We start from the raw sequence: 19,736 nt of genomic DNA, 5'->3' as shown, positions 1-19,736 counted from the left end.
ATGATAACGGCAATATTCGACCTTGACGGCACTCTTGCAAATACCATATACGACCTTGGCGACGCGGTGAACTACGGGCTTGAAAAGCTTGGCTGTCCCACTCATGATTATGAGAGCTATAAGAAAATGGTGGGCAACGGAGTGAAAAAGCTCTGCGAGCGTGCTCTTCCCGAGGGAAAAAAGGACAGGGCGGCGGAGCTCCACAGCTTGTTCAAGGAGTATTATGATGTGCATTATCTTGACAAGACCGTGCTCTACGACGGAATGAAAGAGACTCTTGAAAAGCTCAGCGATAACGGAGTTGTTCTCGCTGTTGCCACAAACAAGCCACAGGACGTGGCGCGGGAGATAGTATGGGAGCTTCTTCCTGATATTGATTTCATCAAGGTGCTTGGAGGCGTGGACTACAGACCCACCAAGCCCGACAGTGCCATACTTATTGAGATATTCGCGGCTCTGCCAGATGTTGAGAACCGCGTGTACATGATAGGGGACAGCAATGTTGATGTTCAGACTGCAAAGAATGCAGGCATCGGAAGTATCGGCTGTGCGTGGGGCTTCCGCGGACGCGCTGAGCTTGAAAGCGAGGGCGCGGACTATATTGCGGAGAAGTCGTCTGACATTATAAATATTATATTAAAATAAGAATGGGATTCCAAAGGGAGTATACTCACTTTGGCAGAGTCCAGAGGCAGCTCCTCTGGTGGGGTGTGGGGCAAAGCTCCACAGTTACAAAGCGCTCAGCAAGGGTGAATTAAAAAAAACAGTCCAGTGGACTGTTTTTTTTAGAGGGTGACTCCCCACGGGGTGGGGAGATGTCGCAACGCGACAGAGGGGACGGACCCGATTAGGGGGCCCTGCAAGAGAGGGCGTCCCTTGAACGAGAAAACAAAAGTTAAGCCGCTGCAATTGCAGCGGCTTTAGTTTTTTATGCAGGATCAAGTGTTGTTATCTTATGGAGCAGATACTCCTGAATACACAGGGCGTCATTTGAAGTAACTCCCTTGCTGGAGGTATCAACGTCGGCGTTGTCTGCGCCTTTTGCTGTCAGATGTTTGCTGTCGGAGCCCTCCAAGCCGTACTTGTTGGGATTGGCAAGTGACTGCATGATAAGCACAACATCGGACATATCAACTGCACCGTCGCAGTTTGCATCGCCGTATACTATGTCCTTTTTGTCTGTGCTTGTTGAAGTTGTTTCAGTAGTAGTCGTGGCAGATGATGTTGCTGTGGAAGTTGAAGTGGTAGTGGTGGAAGTAGTTGTTGTGGTGGTAGTGGTCACAGGCTTATCCTCAATGGGAGCCATGCTTGGAACACCGTCGCCCCACCAGTCCCAGCGGTCGGGAGTACGGTATTTATTGATCTTTTCTCCGTTTGCCGAGGTCCATGTAAATACGTTATCGTAGAGGTGTCCCTCATAGTAATAGAACTGCGCCATTGCGCATATCTCATCAGCGTAGGTTGCGTAAGCACCGTCGTCCTCAGCCTTGGTACACCAGCCTGTGTTGAAGCCTTTAAGGCTGTTCCTTATTACCTGATAGTCGTTCATTCCCTGCTCGTTTATGCATATCTCCGCAAAGTGGAGTATCTTTCTGATGCCCATGTGATTGGAGATTATGCAGTCATAGAAGTTTGACTCGGTAAATGAATACTGGAACATTTCGGGGACGTTGTCCTCGGGCATGAATTTTGGGTCGCAGTCCTTGAAAGCAGTAACGGCGGTCTGCAATGTGCCGTAGGCGTGGGCGGAGTTTACTCCCCAGCCGTCCTCGTAGGCTGTTTCGTGGTCTGAGCCTATCTTGCCCTCGCCGAGAGTGGACTCTCTTGAACCCAGTCCGAGGAAAAGGGCGTACATCTTTTCACGGTCAGTCTGTCCCAGACGTGTGGAGATAAGGTCCCAGTGCTCGTCTATTTCCTTGTAGAGAGCGTACTTGACCTCCTGAACGGTCATTTTGTGGTTGATAGCGCGTATCTCCGCTGTGGAAGCGTCGGCAGGAGTATTTCTCTCCCCGAAGTTCAGCGGATTTCCAACACCCTCTTCCTGAATATTGCGTGAAGTATCGTGAAGCGGCTCGCAGGTCTCTCCTGCGTAGCACCATTCATCGGCAGAAGCACGGAAGCCCTTGTCGCCAATGCTTGTAACGGTCATTGATGACGCGCAAAATACTGCTGCTGTAAGAAGTCCGCAGAATTTATAAAGTTTCATATTTATCACCTCAGAAGTTAGAGCCGTTCCAGCCCCAGTCGCTGGTACTTGTGTACTTGACGTACACACGGTCTGAAGGTATACCGATGTTGTCGGTGAGTATGCCTGTGATGTGGCTTGTGAGAGTTACAAGAGCGTTTGAAGAAGCGCTGCCGAAAATGGAGACCTCCACCATAGCAGCAGGAGCGCTCTCGCCCTTGAACCAGAGGTCATATTCAGGCTGTATACCCACCATGAGCCAGCCCTCGGACTTGCCGGGGATAGCTGTGATAGCGCGTCCCATAGCGGACTTGATGGATGTTTTCTGCTCCTCGGATACGGATACGTTTGTTTTGATGTCGATAAATGGCATAATAAATCCTCCTCATTGTTTTTTAGCCGTTAGCCATTAGCTTGTAGGGGCGGCGAAGCCGCTTCCTAATGGCTAAAAGCTAAAGGCTAAGGGCTTTAAGCTTTAACGGCAAAGCTGTTAAAGCTTAATAAGATTTTCTGAAAGCATTTCCTGTGCCGCAAGCATTACTCCCAGCTTGCCGCTTGTGTAGGTGATACCGCCCTGCATCCATACTGCATAGGGTTCGCGGAGCGGAGCGTCTGCGGACAGCTCTATGGAAGCTCCGTTGGTAAAAGCTCCTGCCGCCATGATGACCTGACTTGAATAGCCGGGCATGTCCCACGGCTCGGGAGTAACAAATGAGTCCACGGGTGCGCCTTTCTGTATGCCGCGGCAGAATGCGCAGAGATGCTCCTCGTCGCCCAGCTTGACGGCAGTGATTATGTCACCGCGGGGCTCGTCCTTGCGTGGAGAGCACTCAAAGCCGAGAAGTGTGAACAGTTCGCTTGCAAAAGTGCAGGTCTTTATGGCGTTTGCCACAACGTCGGGAGCAAAGAATATACCCATGAGCATTTCGCGGTTCATACCGAGGGTACAGCCCACCTCCTTGCCCATGCCAACGCATGTGAGACGGTATGAGCAGAGCTCCACAAGGTCTGCACGGCCTGCGATATATCCGCCTGTACGTGCAATACCGCCGCCTGCATTCTTGATAAGGGAACCGATGATAACGTCAGCGCCTACAGCAGTAGGCTCTCTGTCCTCCACGAACTCACCGTAGCAGTTGTCCACCATGATGATAACGTCGGGGTTGCCCTTTTTAGCGGCGTTTATCATCTTCTCGATGTCGGCAATGGTAAAAGCTCCGCGGAGAGAATAGCCGCGGGAGCGCTGTATGTAAGCCACCTTTGCGCCCTTGACGGCTTCTGTTATCTCGTCAAGCTTGGGAGTGCCGTCCGTATTGAGGTCTACCTGTCCGTACTCCACGCCGAAGTCCATGAGGGAGCCGTTGCCCTTGTCACCGCTTATGCCGATGACCTCTTCGAGAGTGTCGTAGGGCTTGCCTGTAATGGAAACTATCTTGTCGCCTGCGCGGAGAACTCCGAAGAGCGCTACAGACAGGGCGTGAGTGCCCGACACGAAGTTGAAGCGCACAAGAGCGTCCTCAGCGCCGAGAGCCTGAGCGAACACCTTGTCGATGACCTCACGTCCCATATCTCCGTAACCGTAGCCGGTAGAGCCGTAGAAGCATGGCTCGCTGACCTTGTTATCGGAGAAAGCCTTCAGCACTTTAGCTCCGCAGTATTCGGCGGTGGCGTCTATTTTTGCAAAGGCTTCTGCGCAGTTTTTTTCTGCCTGAGCGGCAAGCTCGGCAAGCTTGCTGTCGAAGCCGTATAATTCGTTTATCTTATTATTCATTATTTATCCTTTCGTTTTATCAAAAATTATCCTGCTTAAATAATCTGTAATAACAGATAGCGGAGTATTCATTGAGGATATCTTTGTATTCATCGTTATCTTGATGTCCGCTCTGAAATTCAGCGTTTGAGTACCATTTGCCGTTGCTGCCCTTATATCCCCAGCCTGTTATTACGGGGATATCTGCTCTTATATGTTCAAGTTCCTGCTGTACCGGAGTTAATGGGATGCCGGCGGCATTCATGACTTCGTTTGAAAGATAATTAAGACTTATGTCTTCGATCTCCTTTTCTTCTATATCTTGATTGCACCATATGAAAAACGGTGTCTGATGAGTCAGTCTTTCCCTTTCAAGTTCATCTGCTTCGGGATGCGAGCAAAGCAGTGCATCGTCGAAATCACGGAGGTTCGGAAAATGGTCGCCGAACATCACTATTATTACCTTTTCATCATAATCCTTGTAGTGGTCTATAAGTTCAAGAGTAGCTTTATCGCTCAGATAAAGGGAGTTTAGGTAAACTTCCGCCTCCTGATAATAAGGGCTTTTCAGCTTTATATCGGTGGAACGGTATTCTTCATACGGGGCGTGGTTCTGCATAGTTGAAGCCATTATAAAAAGTCCCTTGCTCTTGTCACGGTTATCTGTTATCCTGTAGATCTCCTTATAGAAGTTGCTGTCCATATCATCCGGAGGACTAATGGCATCAGGCCCGTCAAGGAAGTATGTACGGTCAAATCCAAGATGATCGTATACTTCGCCGACATTCCACAGTTTCCTTTGAACAGGTGATATGCCCACGGTATCAAAACCGTATGCATTGAATGTATCTACAATGCTTGCTTTATGGCTCTTTATATATTCCGGGTAAACTCCGAGGCAGTCCGGAAGGAACAGCATTGAATTGCCTGTAAGGAATTCATATTCTGCATTGCAGGTGCCGTTGCCATAGGGAGTTACTGCAACATATCCTTTTATAGTGTTTTCCTTTAATGCCCTCCATGTCGGGAGAACGTCTTGATTTACAGAATAATCAGCTATAATTTTATGATCGGCAGCACTTTCGTTCAGTACTGCCAATATTATCGGCGTTCCGATATCTTTTTCCTCGGTCTGGTATTTATCGAGTATAGCCGTGACCTGCTCGTCGGAATAGTTCTGGGCTTTGTAAACATGGTTGTTTAAAACATCATAGTATACCAATGTCAGACTGCCTACATCGGAAACTGTTTTTTTCGGGGTGCCACATTCCGAGGCCGTATACCGAACTGAAGAAGCTTTTAGACGAAAAAGTGACAATAATAGTAGAGGCGGCAGCTGCTGTAATGGTAATTGCTCTCTTGGACAGGCGGCTCTTTTTGAAACGCAGGGTGCACAGCCAGACCATTGATACTGTCAGAACGACCAGCGTAAAAATAACCTTGGAAGACAATTCAAAGCTGTACTGATCCTTGATAGCCATTCCGCTTTTTATGTTGTGGATATCAGCGGCTCTGACCGGTGAGCCTCGCAGCAGGAGCAGATAATACTGTAAAATACAGAAAGCGCTCATCAGTATCTGAAAAATACAGAACCATATTTTCGGATTTCTGAATAATACAACTCCCAGAATGAAAGGCAGTATATTCAGAAAAATGCCTATTAACGTAAAAACATAATACTCCTTAAGAACAGAAAAGCTGTTTACAGTCTCGCATACCCAGTAATTGAGGACACCGAATATTATTGCGATAATAATAGGCTCATATTCCGTTTCTTTTTTGATTCTGAGGTTGTGCCTTAAAAGGATTATCAGTGTGGCCAGCAGAACTATGCCTGCAATGCTCAGTGTGATAATATCAAGGGTGTTTATAACTATTACATCGTCGTAATAATAATAGGCATAATTTATAGTAAGTATCATGAAAAGAAACAACAGATATGGCAAGAGTTTTCTGATACAGCTTTTAAATTTTGAATTATTCTCAGTATCCTTCTTGGAAAAGATACTTCTGATCCTGTTGACCATGTTCGTCTGAACTCCTTTGGCAATTATAAAACTGCTTCCTGCAAGATAAAGCTATACATAATAAGTGTACAATAAGATATGGGGCAATGTAAACAGCTCTGAACAAATGTTACGATGAGTTAATAATTTTTAGCTTTTTGCCTAATCATTTCCATTTAGAATTGTGCATAATGCAAAAGCGTAATAAAAAACATTACGCTGAAAAGACATCACACCTTGTAGCTTTCCGCTTCCTTGATGAGCTTCACGTCCACAAGTGCGTCGATAAGAGTGCCGTTCTCGGCGTATTCCTCGGAGAATATCTTGCCGTCCTGCCTTATCCTGCCGAGAAAAGCTCCCTTGTCGTAGGGGATAAGCAGCTTCATGCGCTTGGCGGTCTCGGGGAGGTTCTTCATTATACATTCAAGGAGCTTATCAAAGCCTGTGTGCTCCTTGGCGCTTATCATAACAGTGTTGTCGTCCTCAAAGACAGTATCCGTGAACGGTGCGGCGTCAGCCTTGTTCATGACGTATATCTGGGGTATGCCCTCACAGCCCAGCTCATTCAGAAGACTTGCCGTTACCTCAGCCTGTTCCTTTATCTCAGGGGAGGAAAGGTCCTGCACATTGAGTATGATATCCGCAGCCGCCGCTTCTTCAAGTGTGGACTTGAACGCCTCTACCAGATTATGTGGCAGACGCCTGATAAGTCCGACCGTGTCAATGAGCATGACGCTTCTGCCGTCGGGGAGCTCTATGGAACGGGAGGTGATATCAAGTGTAGCAAAGAGCTTGTTTTCGGCGAGAACGCCTGCATCGGTGAGAGCGTTCAGCAGCGTGGACTTGCCCACATTTGTGTAGCCGACGATAGCAGCACAGAGCACACCGTCTTTTTTGCGGCGTGACCGCGAGAAGTTACGGTGCTTTTTAAGCTCTTCAAGCTCCGCTTCAAGGTAGCTGATGCGCTTGCGGATATGGCGCTTGTCGGTCTCCAGCTTGGTCTCGCCCGGACCTCTTGTGCCGATACCGCCGCCCAGTCTCGAAAGGGCAGTACCCATACCCGTCAGACGGGGAAGACGGTACTTTTGCTGAGCCAGCTCTACCTGCAATTTACCCTCTTTTGTGCGGGCACGCTGAGCGAAGATGTCAAGTATGAGCGTGGTGCGGTCGATAACGCGGACGTCCAGTATATCCTCGATATTTCGCACCTGAACTCCCGTGAGCTCGTGGTCGAAGATGACCAGCTCGGCTTTGAGGGCTTCAAGCTGCTCTTTAAGCTCCTCCAGTCTGCCTGCGCCCATACAGGTGGCAGGGTCATATGTGGGGCGCTTCTGTATGACAGAGCCCACCACCTCTGCGTTTGCGGTGGTCGCCAGCTCTTCAAGCTCGTTTATTGAGACCTCGGCGTCGAATTCACCTGTATCAACGCAGGCAAGGACGGCTTTTACGGGAAGGTCGTCGGTTTTGTTTTCGTACATATGATACTCCTTGTCAGATGATCTCTCGGCAGTAGAGTTCTGTATTTTCAGTGCCAAACAGCTCCGAAAAGCAGGCGTTGTCTGCAATAAGGCGGAGCTTTTGTGCTTTTGTAAGCTGTTTTATGCGGTATTCCAGCTTTGATGCGAGACTTCTGTCGCCGCAGCTCCACAGAGCTTCAAGGGAGAGCGCCTTGTGTGAACGCGTGAACTTTGCACATTTGGTCGTTCTGCCGAAGTGCTCGTCCATTCTGCGGTCAACGTCGGTGGTTATGCCCGTATAGAGCAGGTCTCCCTCGCATTTTATGATGTAGATGTAGTACATCGGAAGCTTTTTAAGCCTTGCACATGAGAGCTACAGCGTGAGCGGACATGCCCAGCTTTTCGCCTGTGAAGCCCAGGTGTTCCTCGGTGGTAGCCTTAACGCTTATCTGCGAAACGTCGCAGCCGCAGACCTTGGCGATATTCTCCCGCATAGCCATGATATGTGGAGCGAGCTTGGGAGCCTGTGCGATTATAGTAGCGTCTATATTGCCTATTTCCCAGCCCTCGGCTCTTATCCTGCGGCATACCTCAGCCATGAGCTTCATGCTGTCGGCGTCCTTGAAGCTGTCGTCGTTGTCGGGGAAGAGGTGACCGATGTCACCCATGGCAAGAGCCCCCAGCATAGCGTCCATGATAGCGTGAACGAGGACGTCCGCGTCGGAGTGACCGAGAAGCCCCGTAACGTGAGGTATCTCGATACCGCCGAGAATGAGCTTTCTGCCCTCCACCAGCTTGTGAACGTCGTAACCGTGACCTATTCTGAACATATTTTTCTCCTTTCGATAAGTAAGTAGAAGAATTACAGTAATTTTTTGCTTAGCGCATGAATGGGATTCCAAAGGGACTTTGTCCCTTTGGCGGAGTGACTCCCCATAAAATGGGGAGATGTCGCGAAGCGACAGAGGGGACGTACCTGTTAGGTCAGAGGCAGCGCCTCTGGTGGGGGTGGGCAAAGCCCCACAGTTACAAAGCGCCTCGCAAAGGGTGAATTTCCAAACAGTCCAGTGGACTGTTTGGAAAGAGGGAACGCCTTGCAAGAGAAGGCGTTCCCTTAAAGGGACGTCGAGGACGCCGTCCCCTACAAATGCGTGTTATGATGTGGCTTTTGTTTCAACAGCCGTTTCTGCTTCATCATGGGATTTTCCGAAAAGCAGCTTTAAAATTATAGGCGTAACGATACTTGATACGATTATGAGCAGTATAACTGCCGTAAAATATGACGAGTCGATGATACCAAGACCAAGTCCCTTGTTTGTGATGATGAGGGCTACCTCGCCGCGTGTCATCATGCCTGCGCCTATCTTCAGGCAGTCGAGCCAGCTGTACTTAAAGCACTTTGAAACCAGTCCGCAGCCGATGACCTTGCTGAGCATAGCTACCAGAACAAAGCCTATTGAGAACACTATCATGCTGGAGTCAACGGTTTTAAGGTCGGTTTCAAGACCGATACCTACAAAAAACATAGGTGCAAAGAACATATATCCGTTGATATTTACGCGGCGGTCTATGTACTCGGCGTCGCGGACGTTGCAGAGGATTATTCCTGCGATATAAGCGCCTGTGATATCGGCGATACCGAAGTATTTCTCGGCAATATACGCCATTATGAAACAAAGGGTTATAGCGATGATAGGTATACGTCTTGTGTGAGCGTGTCTGTCATCGTAGAACTTGAACACCTTGTAGATGATGAAGCCGATGACCAGCGACAGCACAAGGAAAAGCAGTATCTTTCCCGTAACGAGGAGAGTATTGCTGTCGGGATCCTTGAAGCCGAGTACAAAGGTGAGGACGATGATACCGATAACGTCGTCTATGATAGCGGCACTGAGTATGGTCTGTCCCACGCGGCTTTTCAGCTTGCCCATTTCTTTCAGTACCTCGACTGTTATGCCGACTGAGGTCGCCGTCATTATACAGCCGATGAACACCGCCTTGAAGAACTCGTCGGAGCCAAACTCCGAGAAGCCGTAAACGCACATATAAAGCAGACTTCCGCCCACCAGCGGTACTAAAACTCCCACGCAGGCGATAAGGAACGCCGCAAATCCCGATTTTTTCATTTCCTGAAGGTTCGTTTCAAGTCCTGCCGAGAACATAATAAGAATAACGCCTATCTCAGCCATCTGCTTGATAAACGGGGTAGGCTCCACCCAGCCCAGCAGACACGGTCCGATAAGCAGTCCCGCGACTATTTCTCCCACGACCATAGGCGCCTTCAGTCTTCTTGCAAGAAGTCCGGCAGCCTTTGCGCAGATAAAGATTATCGCAAGGTCTTTGAGTATCTCATAGGTTGCCATTCATATTCATATCCTTTCGTAAATAAAGGGAGCAAAAATGCTCCCATATACATTTATTATACTATGAAACCTTGCAAATGTCAACTTTTTTGCGGTTCTGCCCGAAAAACAGCAGTTTAAGTAAAAAAAGCGCAAAAAATGAGTTGCAAATATGAAACTTATGTGATATAATAGTTTTAATTAATCAATTCACATAAACCACAAAATCCAAATGAGGAACGGTCGATACTATGAAAAAACTGATCTTATCAATCACAGCACTTTCCATGCTTTACGGCTGTGCATCTTTTGACAGGGATTATTCCGAGCCGAGCGCTCAGGAGGTCTTTGCAGCTTCAGACAGCACGGCAACAGAGGCTGACATCATGAGTTCTGCGCAAAACACCGAAGCTGCCACCGAGACAGGTCCCATAGGAGAAAACGGTATATGGCTTGAAAGAGGCGTATATGAGGTCAAGGAGACAGAGGAACAGAATCCCGAGCTCGACTATGACAACAGGTTCAAAGGTGAATTCTATGTCTTTTTCGATGATAACAGCGGAGAGATATGCAGCGTATACGACGGAAAAATGATCTCCTTCACCTGCGAGCAGAGAAAGAACAGCATAACCTTCCACAAAACGAATCTGTGGGAGCGCAGCGGAATGCCTGTTGGACAGGAATTCGATACGGTCTATTCCCTGAGCTCCGATAACAGCTTTGAGCTCGACGAGGACGGAAATGTGGTGTTCAGGTCTTACGGCAGGTTCATGAGCTCGCTGGTAAAGCGGCCCGATCTTGACCCCGACACCTTTGACGCAAGAAATTATAAGGAGGATTATGTCCTTTCCGAGCACGGCTGGCTCAAGTCCGACAGCTATGTCTATAAGGGCAAAAAGCTGGAAAAATAGCACATCGGCGATTTTTATGAAAAAGTGCTTGACAAGCAGCCAATGAAATGATATAATATTTGAGTATCGTGTGTAAACAGGTACTATTATTATCCTTGCCCGCAGTGAGTTGTCGGGCATGATCCCAGAAGGAGGTGTGCTAAATGGCAAAGGTATCCGCTAAGTATGAAGTAATGGTTGTTTTCAGCCTCAAGAACGGCGAGGAGCCTATGAAGGCTCTCGTAGCTAAGTTCAAGGAGAGAATCGAGCGTCACGCCGAAGCTGTTGAAGTCAACGAGGATTGGGGTAAGCGTAAGCTTGCATATCCTATCGAGGACGAGACAGAGGGCTACTATGTGATCTACACATTCCAGTCACAGCCCGATTATCCTGCTGAGCTTTCAAGACGTCTCAACATCACAGACGGCGTTCTTCGTTCACTCGTAACAGTTGTTGAATAATTCTACTTCATTATTTAGGAGGCGCTCAGATGAATAAGGTTATTTTAGTTGGAAGGCTCACTGCCGACCCTGAACTGAGACAGACTCAGAGCGGTATCGCATCATGCAGATTTACCGTGGCTGTGGACAGAAGGTTCGCAGACAAGTCTACAGGCGAAAGACAGGCTGATTTCATTACCTGCGTAGCTTGGAGACAGACAGCAGAGTTCGTTTCGCGTTATTTCAGCAAGGGCAAGCTCATTGCAATAGAGGGCTCACTCAGAAATAACAACTATCAGGACAGAAACCACCCCGAGGTAACACACTACACTATGGATGTGTTCGTGGATAATGTTGAATTCGTGGGCGGTAAGGGCGAAAGCGGCGGCAACGGCGGCGGTTATCAGAATAACGGCGGCTACGGCGCTCCACAGAACAATTACAATAACAATTATTCCGCTCCTCCGCAGGCAGCTCCACAGCAGCCCGCACCAAGTAATGACAGTATGTCTTACGGCAACCTCAGCGATTTTGAGGAAATACTCAGCGACGGGGACGTTCCGTTCTGAGTGAATTAACTATACTTTATTACGATAGGAGGAAAAGTCATGGAAAAGGAAAGAAATACTCGTCCTGCAAAGAAGCCTCGCAAGAAGGTTTGCATGTTCTGTGCTGACAGAATCGAGAAGATCGATTATAAGGATCTCGCTAAGCTCAGAAAGTGCATGACTGAGAGAGCTAAGATTCTTCCCAGACGTGTAACAGGCACTTGCGCTTACCACCAGCGTGAGCTCACAGTTGCTATCAAGAGAGCAAGACACATCGCTCTGCTTCCTTATATCAGCGACTAATTCATAAATCCAAGGGAGGCATTAAGCCTCCCTTTTTGCATATTCATATCTTTTGACGTTCCTGTCATATGTATCCGCTCCTTACGGCATCGGTTAAGGAGCGCATTCAGGTCTATCGGTCGATATTCTGCACGGCGAGCTCCTCGTCCTTTCGGAAAAGGAGAGAGATACACCATACTGCCGAGATAGCAACGAGAATGTAGACCGCACGGCTGATGACGCTTGCAGCGCCGCCGAAAAGCCATGCTACCATATCAAACTCGAATATACCGACCAATCCCCAGTTTATTCCTCCGATTATCAGAAGAATAAGAGCAATTTTGTCCCACATATTGAGAACACCTCTTTGTTCGGGATTTACGGCGCTCATGCGCCGACGACCACTGACTTCGGCAGATCCGAGTTTCAGCGGTACAAAGCTATTATCGCCGCATATCCCGTGATTATTCATTTTGGAAGGAGAAAATTATGGCTTTTGAAAATATTGCATTATTTGATTTCGACAAAAAAACATGGATACTCATTGCAGCTGCTGCAATTGCGGTACTGCTGCTGGTTCTCTACATCTGCGTCCATTTCAGCAAGGGAAAGCGCAAGGGCAGAGCGGCTGAGCGCAGGGTGGCAAAATTCATTAAAAAGCTCGGCAAAAAAGACCATATCAGGATCATAAACAACGCTTACCTGCCTCTTTACAACAAAGCCTGCGAGGTCGATCACCTTGTTTTCGGACGCTTCGGAGTCCTTGTTGTGGAGACTAAGGGTATCTCGGGCAAGGTCACGGGCAGCGGCAAGAACCTTACCCATACCATAGGCAGCAAGACCCATAAGTTCTATAACCCACAGATGCAGAACAAGACCCATATCGACAATGTTGTACATCATCTGAAAAAAGGCGGCTTTGAGAAGACTCCCGTAACAGGAGCGGTGGTCTTTGCGGCAAAGGACATCGATTTCCCGTCGGAGATAGGCACCGACCTCAAAGGACTTGAAAAGCTCTACGGTTCTCTTCAGGACGCAGGCTGCAATCAGGACGTGCTGTATAACTATTTCAGCGATATGCAGGTAAAGAATCCCCTCAAAAAGGCATGGATAAAAACACGCAAGAAAAATGACTGACATTACATGATGAAAGGAGTTTACTATGAAGATCAAACGGTTCATCGTACTTGCAGTGGCAGCACTCATAGCTTTTCCCTCAGCGTTCCGCACAGACATGGCACCCTCAAAGACAGCAGAGGCAGCTGACATAAGCTCGGTAACGTTCAATAATTTCGACAGCCGCATCAACGGCGGCGAGCCTATCCGCGGTGTGGATATATCCTCAATAATCTCCCTTGAAGAGGCAGGAGTGAAGTTCTACAACGACAACGGCGCTGAGCAGGACATCTTCCAGACCCTTGCGGAGCACGGTGTCAACTATATCCGCGTAAGGATTTGGAACGAGCCCCACGACGATAACGGCAACACCTACGGCGGCGGTCACAATGACCTTGAAACTGCCGCAAAGATAGGCAAGCGTGCCGCAGACCACGGTATGAAGCTCCTTGCGGATATTCAGTATTCCGACTTCTGGGCAGATCCTGCAAAGCAGACTCGTCCCAAATACTGGCAGCCACACAGCCATGATAAGCTCAAGGGCGAGATCTACAACTGGACATCGTGGGTAGTGAAGTACCTCACCGAAAACGGCAGCGATATCGGCATGGTGCAGATAGGCAACGAGACCGAGTGCTTCTTCTGCGGTGAAAAGGATATGTACGAGATATGCGACCTCTTTTCCAGCGGCGAAAAGGCTGTCCGCGACTATAACAAGGATATCCTCATTGCTCATCATTTCGCCAACGCAGGCAACGGACACTTCGGTTGGTATGCTCAGGTAATGAACGAATGTAAACTTGATTACGATATTTTTGCCTGCTCATACTATTCATACTGGCACGGCTCCCTGGACAACCTGCAAAAGACTCTCACTGACATCGGCAATAAGTACAACAAGTACGTCATGGTAGTTGAGACTGCTTATCCCTACACCAGCGATGACGGCGATAACTTCGGCAACAGTGTTTCAAAGTATTCCACAGGTGTTGACCTTAGATACGATATCTCCGTTGACGGACAGGCTAAGGCTGTAACTGACGTTTTCCGGACAATTGCAAACTGCAACGGACACGGTATCGGCGTATTCTACTGGGAGCCTGCATGGCTGGGAGTTCCTGATATTTCCAAGAGCGAGCAGCAGAAGCTCTGGGACAAGTACGGAACAGGCTGGGCTACAAAATATGCTCAGGGCTACGACAAGGACGTTACTGAGTCAGGCGGCTCTTCCTTTGATAATCAGGCGCTTTTCGATTTTCACGGCAAGCCTCTGGAGTCTCTGGACTTGTTCCTGAACATCTATCCTCAGAAAAAGCCTGTTGTTACGACAACGACGACAACTACTACGACAACAACGACTACAACAAGCACGACAACTACAACCACAACGACCACAAGCACCACTACAACGACAACTACGACTACTACTGTTACGACCACAGAGCCTGTTACCACTAAAGAACCCATAGAGACTGTTATTGTATATTACGTAGGTGATATCAATGATGATGATACAGTGGATATTTTTGATATGGTAGCCTTACGTAAATTGCTTGTTGCGAATGGTGAAGAACCGATAAAAGTTACATTGAATAATGATCTGAATAATGACGGAGAATGCAATGTAGCAGATCTGATAATACTTCAGCGTTATATTCTCGGGTATCCAGTAGAAGGACTGGGACACAGAACGATCACAACAAGGGAATTTTAGTGAGTTACAGATAAAAAATCCCCCTCATATGAGGGGGATAACTTTTTATCATACCATTTGTGACATATCGTAGAGACCTGCGGGCTGATCCTTGAGGAACATTGCTGCATTAACAGCGCCCTCCGCAAATACAGCCTTTGAAGCTGCCGAATGGGAAAGGGTGATGACCTCGTCGTGACCTGCAAAGATAACATCGTGCTCGCCTACAATAGTGCCGCCGCGGATAGCGTGCATGCCGATCTCGTTCTTCTCGCGCTTCTGACGGCGTGAGTGGCGGTCGTAGACATAGTGCTTGGAGTTATCAAGTGTCTCATTGATAGCGTTTGCAAGCATAATCGCAGTACCGCTTGGAGCGTCTATCTTCTGGTTGTGGTGCTTCTCAACTATTTCGATATCGAACTGGTCGCCCAGTACGGAAGCAGCCTTCTTTGCCAGCTCTACAAGGAGATTGATACCCAGTGACATATTGAATGTGAAGAATATGGGTATCTGATGTGCAGCGGACTTTATCTTGTTTATCTGAGCGTCGCTGTAGCCTGTAGAACCGATAACAAGGGGAGTTCCGTTGGACAGGCAGTATTCAAGGAGTCCGTCAAGCAGAGCAGGATTTGAGAAGTCTATGATAACATCGGGCTTTACGGGAAGCTGTGCAGGAGTTTCAACGATAGGGAAGTCAGCGTACTGCTCGGTGTAGATATCGATACCTGCAACGACTTCGCAGTCCTCGCGCTCCTTTACGCAGCCGTAGATGTTCTTGCCCATTTTTCCGTTAGCGCCGCCAATAGCAATATTAGTCATTTTTACCGTCCCTTTCCTTTTAATTGAGAATGGAGAATTGAAAATTGAGAATTACGGTGTCCCCTTACGGGGACGGATATGAAAAATTTTTGGATCTGTGAGCGAAGCGAACACATTCATTCTCAATTCTTCATTCTTAATTCTCAATTTTTATTACGCATTACTTAATGAGTCCGTGCTTTGCAAGAGTAGCTCTGAGCTTAGCAGTGTGTTCCTCTGTCATCTCGCAGAGAGGCAGACGGCATGGACCTGCATTCCAGCCCAGCATATTCATAGCTTCCTTTACGGGGATGGGATTAACCTCGATGAACAGGTCGTTGATGATGTCGAGGTACTTTATCTGGAGCTTCATAGCCTCTGCGAAGTTGTTATCAAGGCAGAGCTGCACCATATCGTGCATTTCCTTTGGGATAACGTGAGAAGCTACGGAGATAACGCCCTTGCCGCCCAGTGACATGATAGGAACTACCATATCGTCGTTGCCGCTGTAGATGTCGATATCATCGCCGCAGGCAGCTGCCAGCTTAGCAACATAGCTGATGTTGCCGCTTGCTTCCTTGATAGCAGCGATATTTCTGTGCTTTGCAAGCTCCTTAACAGTAGCTACGTCGAAGCCGCAGCCAGTTCTGCTTGGAACATTGTAGAGTATGATCGGGATATTTACAGCGTCTGCAATAGCTGTGAAATGAGCAATAAGTCCCTTCTGAGTAGCCTTGTTGTAGTAAGGAGTAACATGGAGCAGAGCGTCAGCACCCGCTGCCTCAGCCTCCTTGGAGAGCTCAACAGCGTAGTGTGTATCGTTGCTGCCTGCACCTGCAATAACAGGAACTCTGCCTGCGGTGTGCTTTACAGCGAACTTGATGCAGTCGCGGTGCTCGTCGTCTGTCATAGTAGCGGACTCGCCTGTAGTGCCGCAGATAACGATAGCGTCAGTGCCCTTAGCGATCTGGTCGTCGATAACGCGTCCAAGCTCGTCGTAATTGATAGAACCGTCAGCGTTCATTGGTGTAATTATTGCAATGGCAGCGCCGGTGAAAATTGTGTTCTTCATGGTTTATTCTCCTTTCGGAAGTGTAGGGAACGCCGCCCTCGGCGTTCCGCGTATATTTGTAATTGTTGTTACGGGCGGATAATATCCGCCCCTACATTTGTGCCGAGGGATTCCCTGATCAGTCAAAGTAGCCCTTTGCTGCAAGGAGTTCAGCAAGGAGAACGCCGCCGCCTGCTGCACCTCTTAATGTATTGTGTGAAAGGCATACGAACTTGTAGTCGTACTGTGTATCCTCGCGGAGACGACCTGTTGAAACAGCCATACCGCCTTCAAGGTTTCTGTCAAGCTTAGCCTGTGGGCGATTGTCCTCCTCAAAGTAGTGGATAAACTGCTTGGGAGCACTTGGGAGCTGGAGTTCCTGAGGAACGCCCTTGAAATCAGCCCACAGTTTGAGTATCTCTTCCTTGGAGGGCTTGTTCTCAAATGTTACGAATACAGCAGCTGTGTGTCCGTCAGATACTGGAACACGGAGACACTGTGTTGTGATATTGGGAGCTGTAGCCTTTACGATCTCATTGCCCTTGATCTCGCCCCATACCTTGAGTGGCTCCTGCTCGGACTTTTCTTCCTCGCCGCCGATGAATGGGATAAGGTTATCGACCATTTCAGGCCATGTCTCGAAGTTCTTGCCTGCGCCTGAGATAGCCTGATAAGTACAAGCCAGAACGTTCTTCAGACCGAACTTTCTCAGTGGGTGGAGTGCGGGAACGTAGCTCTGGATCGAGCAGTTGGACTTAACTGCGATGAATCCTCTCTTTGTGCCGAGTCTCTCGCGCTGAGCCTTGATGATCTCGAGGTGCTCGGGGTTTATCTCAGGCACTACCATAGGAACGTCGGGTGTGAATCTGTGTGCGGAGTTATTGGAAACGATAGGGCACTCAGCCTTAGCGTAAGCCTCTTCCAGAGCCTTTATCTCGTCCTTTTTCATATCAACGGCACAGAAGCAGAAATCCACCATGCCTGCGATCTTCTCGATATCGTTTGTAGCGTCGAGAAGAACCATGTCCTTCATAGCTGCGGGCATTGGAACAGCCATCTTCCAGCGGCTGCCTGCTGCCTGCTCATATGTCTGACCTGCGCTTCTCGGTGAAGCTGCCAGCACCTTTACATTGAACCACGGGTGGTTCTCCAGCAGAGTTGCAAATCTCTGTCCTACCATGCCCGTTGCGCCTATAATACCTACGTTGTACTGTTTCATACTTACCTCTCCTTAAAAAATTTTTTCCATAAAATAACAAAAACCGGTTGCAAACCGGCTCATCATGCGTTATAATAGAAATGTTGACATATCATATATAAAATATGCCGATAGCTCTCCATCAAAAGCATGATGACAGCTGCAAACCTGTTGAGTGTGCAGCCAGAGCTGAATTTACCAAAGACAGCTCTTCGGCGGCATTGCCTTTCGCTGAACACCATAGGATCGGTTATCCCGTGTACAGGTACTATTCGCAGCCGCGCCTCTACCTTGTAACTATAATAGCACGTAAATCAGCTATTGTCAATACATTCTTGAAAATTTTATTTCAGCCGTTAGCTATTAGCCATTAGCTTGTAGGAGGCGATGCCTACATCGCCCCGCGTTTCTGCTTAATTTTGTAGGTGCTGATGTAGAAATCAGCACCTACAAGGGACGTCGAGGACGCCGTCCCCTACATTTCGGGCGGATAATATCCGCCCCTACAATGGGCTAAAGGCTAAACAAAAGGAGATATTAATGGAACTTCTGAAATCCGATTTTTACTATGAGCTTCCCGAGGAGCTCATTGCTCAGACTCCCATAGAACCGCGAAACGCCTCACGCATGATGTGCGTTGACCGTAAAACGGGGGAGATAACTCATGACCACTTCTATAATCTATGCGAGCATCTCAAAGAGGGTGACCTGCTGGTAATGAACGACTCCCGAGTTATCCCTGCAAGGCTCTACGGCGAGAAAATAGGCAACCGGACCTTTATTGAGTTCCTGCTGCTGGAGCAGAAAGGGGACAAGCGCTGGGAGATAATCTGCCGTCCCGGCAAAAAAGCCAAGGTTGGCACACGCTTCTCATTCGGCGGCGGCAGGCTGGTAGCTGAGGTAGTGGAGGTCAAGGACGACGGCAACCGTATCGTACAGTTCGAGTGCGAGGGCAACTTCTTCACGGCTCTTGAAGACGTGGGACAGATGCCGCTGCCGCCTTACATAAAGGAAAAGCTTGAGAACCGCGAGCGCTATCAGACGGTATACTCCCGTGAACTGGGCTCTGCGGCAGCTCCTACAGCAGGACTGCATTTCACTCCCGAGATGCTGGACGACCTGCGCGCACGGGGCATAAAGACGGCGTTTGTGACGCTTCACGTGGGACTTGGAACGTTCCGCCCCGTAAAGGAGGACAACGTCCTCGACCACAAAATGCACAGCGAGCACTACTATCTCCCCAAGGAGACAGCCGATCTGATAAACGAGACAAAGAAAAACGGCGGCAGAGTGATCGCTGTAGGCACGACCACATGCCGTACTCTTGAAAGTGTAGCCACTTTTTACGGAGATATTTCCGAGCACGACGGCTACACCGACATATTTATATATCCGTCCTATGAGTTCAAGTGCATAGATGGACTTATCACAAACTTCCATCTTCCCGAGAGCACCCTCATTATGCTGGTTTCCGCATTCATGGGCTACGACAACACTATGAACGCATACAAGACGGCTGTTGCGGAGCGCTACCGCTTTTTCAGCTTCGGCGACAGTATGTGCATATTATAATTTTTTTAAGGAGATAAAAATGACTGAAATAGAACTTTTTGACTTTTTCAAGGGAATAATCGATTCCGAGGAGGGACCGATAGTCCTTTGTAATCTTGATTACAGGATAATATACGAAAATCCTGCGGCGCTCAGCTATTATTCTTCCATATCACCCATAACGGGAAGGCTTCTTTCCACAATTATGGACGAGGAAATGATGAGCAAGGTGGTCATGAGCGTTGAGTGGTTCAAGGAGGATACAAAGAACAACAAGGTGTTCGCGCTCCATGACAAGAAGAACAATATGGATATGTATATCCTCGCCATAAGAAATACAAACGGCGAGCTTATCGGCTTTTACGGACGCCGTGAGGACAGAAATCCCGACAGCGGCAAGGAATTCGACCTTGACTGATATGTTATCCC

22 protein-coding genes and 1 riboswitch are annotated in these 19,736 nt (G+C 48.4%); of the genes, 9 read left to right on the top strand and 13 right to left on the bottom strand.

Annotated elements, in window-relative coordinates; all coding sequences use genetic code 11:
• Nucleotides 1-645, top strand: coding sequence for an HAD family hydrolase (locus N774_RS0107845; protein WP_024860713.1), 645 nt, complete (start codon nt 1-3; stop codon nt 643-645).
• A 283-nt stretch (nt 646-928) separates the two neighbouring features.
• On the opposite strand, the gene N774_RS0107840 is transcribed toward N774_RS0107845, so the two are convergent.
• The 9 genes from N774_RS0107840 to N774_RS0107800 all read right to left on the bottom strand — a co-directional run bounded on the left by N774_RS0107840 (nt 929) and on the right by N774_RS0107800 (nt 9,761).
• A complete protein-coding gene (locus N774_RS0107840; protein WP_024860712.1) occupies nt 929-2,206 on the bottom strand; it encodes a dockerin type I repeat-containing protein in 1,278 nt (425 codons plus the stop codon).
• A 10-nt stretch (nt 2,207-2,216) separates the two neighbouring features.
• Nucleotides 2,217-2,558: a phenylpyruvate tautomerase MIF-related protein gene (locus tag N774_RS0107835; protein ID WP_024860711.1), complete on the bottom strand. Its 342-nt coding sequence runs from the start codon at nt 2,556-2,558 to the stop codon at nt 2,217-2,219.
• 117 nt (nt 2,559-2,675) lie between these two features.
• A complete protein-coding gene (locus tag N774_RS0107830) occupies nt 2,676-3,956 on the bottom strand; it encodes an aminotransferase class I/II-fold pyridoxal phosphate-dependent enzyme (RefSeq protein WP_037280182.1) in 1,281 nt (426 codons plus the stop codon).
• Nucleotides 3,957-3,975: 19 nt separating this feature from the next.
• On the bottom strand, nt 3,976-5,157 hold the full coding sequence (locus N774_RS0107825; protein WP_024860709.1) for an LTA synthase family protein: 1,182 nt from the start codon (nt 5,155-5,157) through the stop codon (nt 3,976-3,978).
• Nucleotides 5,144-5,857: a hypothetical protein gene (locus N774_RS19450; protein WP_196231538.1), complete on the bottom strand. Its 714-nt coding sequence runs from the start codon at nt 5,855-5,857 to the stop codon at nt 5,144-5,146. The genes N774_RS0107825 and N774_RS19450 overlap by 14 nt, the downstream gene beginning before the upstream one ends.
• Nucleotides 5,858-6,171: 314 nt before the next feature.
• Complete coding sequence (gene hflX / locus N774_RS0107815) at nt 6,172-7,419, bottom strand: GTPase HflX (RefSeq protein ID WP_024860707.1); 1,248 nt, start codon at nt 7,417-7,419, stop codon at nt 6,172-6,174.
• Nucleotides 7,420-7,432: 13 nt separating this feature from the next.
• Entirely contained in the window at nt 7,433-7,741 is a 309-nt protein-coding gene (locus N774_RS0107810) for a GIY-YIG nuclease family protein (protein WP_024860706.1), read from the bottom strand.
• Between the two features lie 10 nt (nt 7,742-7,751).
• Complete coding sequence (ispF, locus tag N774_RS0107805; RefSeq protein WP_024860705.1) at nt 7,752-8,228, bottom strand: 2-C-methyl-D-erythritol 2,4-cyclodiphosphate synthase; 477 nt, start codon at nt 8,226-8,228, stop codon at nt 7,752-7,754.
• Between the two features lie 324 nt (nt 8,229-8,552).
• Nucleotides 8,553-9,761 carry a cation:proton antiporter gene (locus N774_RS0107800; protein ID WP_024860704.1) on the bottom strand — a complete coding sequence of 403 codons (1,209 nt, stop codon included), beginning with the start codon at nt 9,759-9,761 and terminating at the stop codon, nt 8,553-8,555.
• Nucleotides 9,762-9,991: 230 nt separating this feature from the next.
• Here N774_RS0107800 and N774_RS0107795 point away from each other — a divergent pair, with 230 nt between their 5' ends.
• The 4 genes from N774_RS0107795 to rpsR all read left to right on the top strand — a co-directional run bounded on the left by N774_RS0107795 (nt 9,992) and on the right by rpsR (nt 11,921).
• Complete coding sequence (locus N774_RS0107795) at nt 9,992-10,651, top strand: hypothetical protein (RefSeq protein ID WP_024860703.1); 660 nt, start codon at nt 9,992-9,994, stop codon at nt 10,649-10,651.
• Between the two features lie 143 nt (nt 10,652-10,794).
• Nucleotides 10,795-11,091 (top strand): 30S ribosomal protein S6, encoded by a 297-nt coding sequence (rpsF, locus tag N774_RS0107790; protein WP_024860702.1) that lies wholly within the window; start codon nt 10,795-10,797, stop codon nt 11,089-11,091.
• Nucleotides 11,092-11,120: 29 nt separating this feature from the next.
• Nucleotides 11,121-11,639 (top strand): single-stranded DNA-binding protein, encoded by a 519-nt coding sequence (locus tag N774_RS0107785; RefSeq protein ID WP_024860701.1) that lies wholly within the window; start codon nt 11,121-11,123, stop codon nt 11,637-11,639.
• A gap of 39 nt (nt 11,640-11,678) precedes the next feature.
• Complete coding sequence (rpsR, locus tag N774_RS0107780; protein WP_024860700.1) at nt 11,679-11,921, top strand: 30S ribosomal protein S18; 243 nt, start codon at nt 11,679-11,681, stop codon at nt 11,919-11,921.
• A gap of 112 nt (nt 11,922-12,033) precedes the next feature.
• On the opposite strand, the gene N774_RS0107775 is transcribed toward rpsR, so the two are convergent.
• A complete protein-coding gene (locus tag N774_RS0107775) occupies nt 12,034-12,252 on the bottom strand; it encodes a DUF378 domain-containing protein (RefSeq protein ID WP_024860699.1) in 219 nt (72 codons plus the stop codon).
• Between the two features lie 137 nt (nt 12,253-12,389).
• Between N774_RS0107775 and N774_RS0107770 the strand changes: the two genes are divergently transcribed.
• A complete protein-coding gene (locus tag N774_RS0107770) occupies nt 12,390-13,037 on the top strand; it encodes a nuclease-related domain-containing protein (RefSeq protein WP_024860698.1) in 648 nt (215 codons plus the stop codon).
• A gap of 25 nt (nt 13,038-13,062) precedes the next feature.
• Nucleotides 13,063-14,730, top strand: coding sequence for a glycosyl hydrolase 53 family protein (locus N774_RS0107765; RefSeq protein ID WP_024860697.1), 1,668 nt, complete (start codon nt 13,063-13,065; stop codon nt 14,728-14,730).
• A 48-nt stretch (nt 14,731-14,778) separates the two neighbouring features.
• Here N774_RS0107765 and dapB read toward each other — a convergent pair whose 3' ends face one another.
• The 3 genes from dapB to asd all read right to left on the bottom strand — a co-directional run bounded on the left by dapB (nt 14,779) and on the right by asd (nt 17,777).
• Nucleotides 14,779-15,528, bottom strand: coding sequence for a 4-hydroxy-tetrahydrodipicolinate reductase (gene dapB / locus N774_RS0107760; protein ID WP_024860696.1), 750 nt, complete (start codon nt 15,526-15,528; stop codon nt 14,779-14,781).
• A gap of 160 nt (nt 15,529-15,688) precedes the next feature.
• Entirely contained in the window at nt 15,689-16,579 is an 891-nt protein-coding gene (gene dapA / locus N774_RS0107755) for a 4-hydroxy-tetrahydrodipicolinate synthase (RefSeq protein ID WP_024860695.1), read from the bottom strand.
• A gap of 118 nt (nt 16,580-16,697) precedes the next feature.
• Complete coding sequence (gene asd / locus N774_RS0107750) at nt 16,698-17,777, bottom strand: aspartate-semialdehyde dehydrogenase (RefSeq protein WP_024860694.1); 1,080 nt, start codon at nt 17,775-17,777, stop codon at nt 16,698-16,700.
• Between the two features lie 103 nt (nt 17,778-17,880).
• Nucleotides 17,881-18,053, bottom strand: a riboswitch (Lysine riboswitch).
• Nucleotides 18,054-18,296: 243 nt separating this feature from the next.
• Here asd and queA point away from each other — a divergent pair.
• Nucleotides 18,297-19,328 carry a tRNA preQ1(34) S-adenosylmethionine ribosyltransferase-isomerase QueA gene (queA, locus tag N774_RS0107745; protein ID WP_024860693.1) on the top strand — a complete coding sequence of 344 codons (1,032 nt, stop codon included), beginning with the start codon at nt 18,297-18,299 and terminating at the stop codon, nt 19,326-19,328.
• A 19-nt stretch (nt 19,329-19,347) separates the two neighbouring features.
• Entirely contained in the window at nt 19,348-19,725 is a 378-nt protein-coding gene (locus N774_RS0107740; RefSeq protein ID WP_024860692.1) for a hypothetical protein, read from the top strand.
• Nucleotides 19,726-19,736 lie beyond the last annotated feature (11 nt).

Source organism: Ruminococcus flavefaciens AE3010 (assembly GCF_000526795.1).
Classification (GTDB): Bacteria; Bacillota; Clostridia; order Oscillospirales; family Ruminococcaceae; genus Ruminococcus; species Ruminococcus flavefaciens_D.
Note: the sequence above shows the minus strand (reverse complement) of the source record. Positions and strands in the feature narration are given on the sequence as shown.

What these genes read in the sequence shown, in the direction of transcription:
- N774_RS0107845 (WP_024860713.1), top strand. Translation starts at nt 1, where the DNA reads ATGATAACGGCAATATTCGACCTTGACGGCACTCTTGCAAATACCATA.
- N774_RS0107840 (WP_024860712.1), bottom strand. Translation starts at nt 2,206, where the DNA reads ATGAAACTTTATAAATTCTGCGGACTTCTTACAGCAGCAGTATTTTGC.
- N774_RS0107835 (WP_024860711.1), bottom strand. Translation starts at nt 2,558, where the DNA reads ATGCCATTTATCGACATCAAAACAAACGTATCCGTATCCGAGGAGCAG.
- N774_RS0107830 (WP_037280182.1), bottom strand. Translation starts at nt 3,956, where the DNA reads ATGAATAATAAGATAAACGAATTATACGGCTTCGACAGCAAGCTTGCC.
- N774_RS19450 (WP_196231538.1), bottom strand. Translation starts at nt 5,857, where the DNA reads ATGATACTTACTATAAATTATGCCTATTATTATTACGACGATGTAATA.
- hflX (WP_024860707.1), bottom strand. Translation starts at nt 7,419, where the DNA reads ATGTACGAAAACAAAACCGACGACCTTCCCGTAAAAGCCGTCCTTGCC.
- N774_RS0107810 (WP_024860706.1), bottom strand. Translation starts at nt 7,741, where the DNA reads ATGTACTACATCTACATCATAAAATGCGAGGGAGACCTGCTCTATACG.
- ispF (WP_024860705.1), bottom strand. Translation starts at nt 8,228, where the DNA reads ATGTTCAGAATAGGTCACGGTTACGACGTTCACAAGCTGGTGGAGGGC.
- N774_RS0107800 (WP_024860704.1), bottom strand. Translation starts at nt 9,761, where the DNA reads ATGGCAACCTATGAGATACTCAAAGACCTTGCGATAATCTTTATCTGC.
- N774_RS0107795 (WP_024860703.1), top strand. Translation starts at nt 9,992, where the DNA reads ATGAAAAAACTGATCTTATCAATCACAGCACTTTCCATGCTTTACGGC.
- rpsF (WP_024860702.1), top strand. Translation starts at nt 10,795, where the DNA reads ATGGCAAAGGTATCCGCTAAGTATGAAGTAATGGTTGTTTTCAGCCTC.
- N774_RS0107785 (WP_024860701.1), top strand. Translation starts at nt 11,121, where the DNA reads ATGAATAAGGTTATTTTAGTTGGAAGGCTCACTGCCGACCCTGAACTG.
- rpsR (WP_024860700.1), top strand. Translation starts at nt 11,679, where the DNA reads ATGGAAAAGGAAAGAAATACTCGTCCTGCAAAGAAGCCTCGCAAGAAG.
- N774_RS0107775 (WP_024860699.1), bottom strand. Translation starts at nt 12,252, where the DNA reads ATGTGGGACAAAATTGCTCTTATTCTTCTGATAATCGGAGGAATAAAC.
- N774_RS0107770 (WP_024860698.1), top strand. Translation starts at nt 12,390, where the DNA reads ATGGCTTTTGAAAATATTGCATTATTTGATTTCGACAAAAAAACATGG.
- N774_RS0107765 (WP_024860697.1), top strand. Translation starts at nt 13,063, where the DNA reads ATGAAGATCAAACGGTTCATCGTACTTGCAGTGGCAGCACTCATAGCT.
- dapB (WP_024860696.1), bottom strand. Translation starts at nt 15,528, where the DNA reads ATGACTAATATTGCTATTGGCGGCGCTAACGGAAAAATGGGCAAGAAC.
- dapA (WP_024860695.1), bottom strand. Translation starts at nt 16,579, where the DNA reads ATGAAGAACACAATTTTCACCGGCGCTGCCATTGCAATAATTACACCA.
- asd (WP_024860694.1), bottom strand. Translation starts at nt 17,777, where the DNA reads ATGAAACAGTACAACGTAGGTATTATAGGCGCAACGGGCATGGTAGGA.
- queA (WP_024860693.1), top strand. Translation starts at nt 18,297, where the DNA reads ATGGAACTTCTGAAATCCGATTTTTACTATGAGCTTCCCGAGGAGCTC.
- N774_RS0107740 (WP_024860692.1), top strand. Translation starts at nt 19,348, where the DNA reads ATGACTGAAATAGAACTTTTTGACTTTTTCAAGGGAATAATCGATTCC.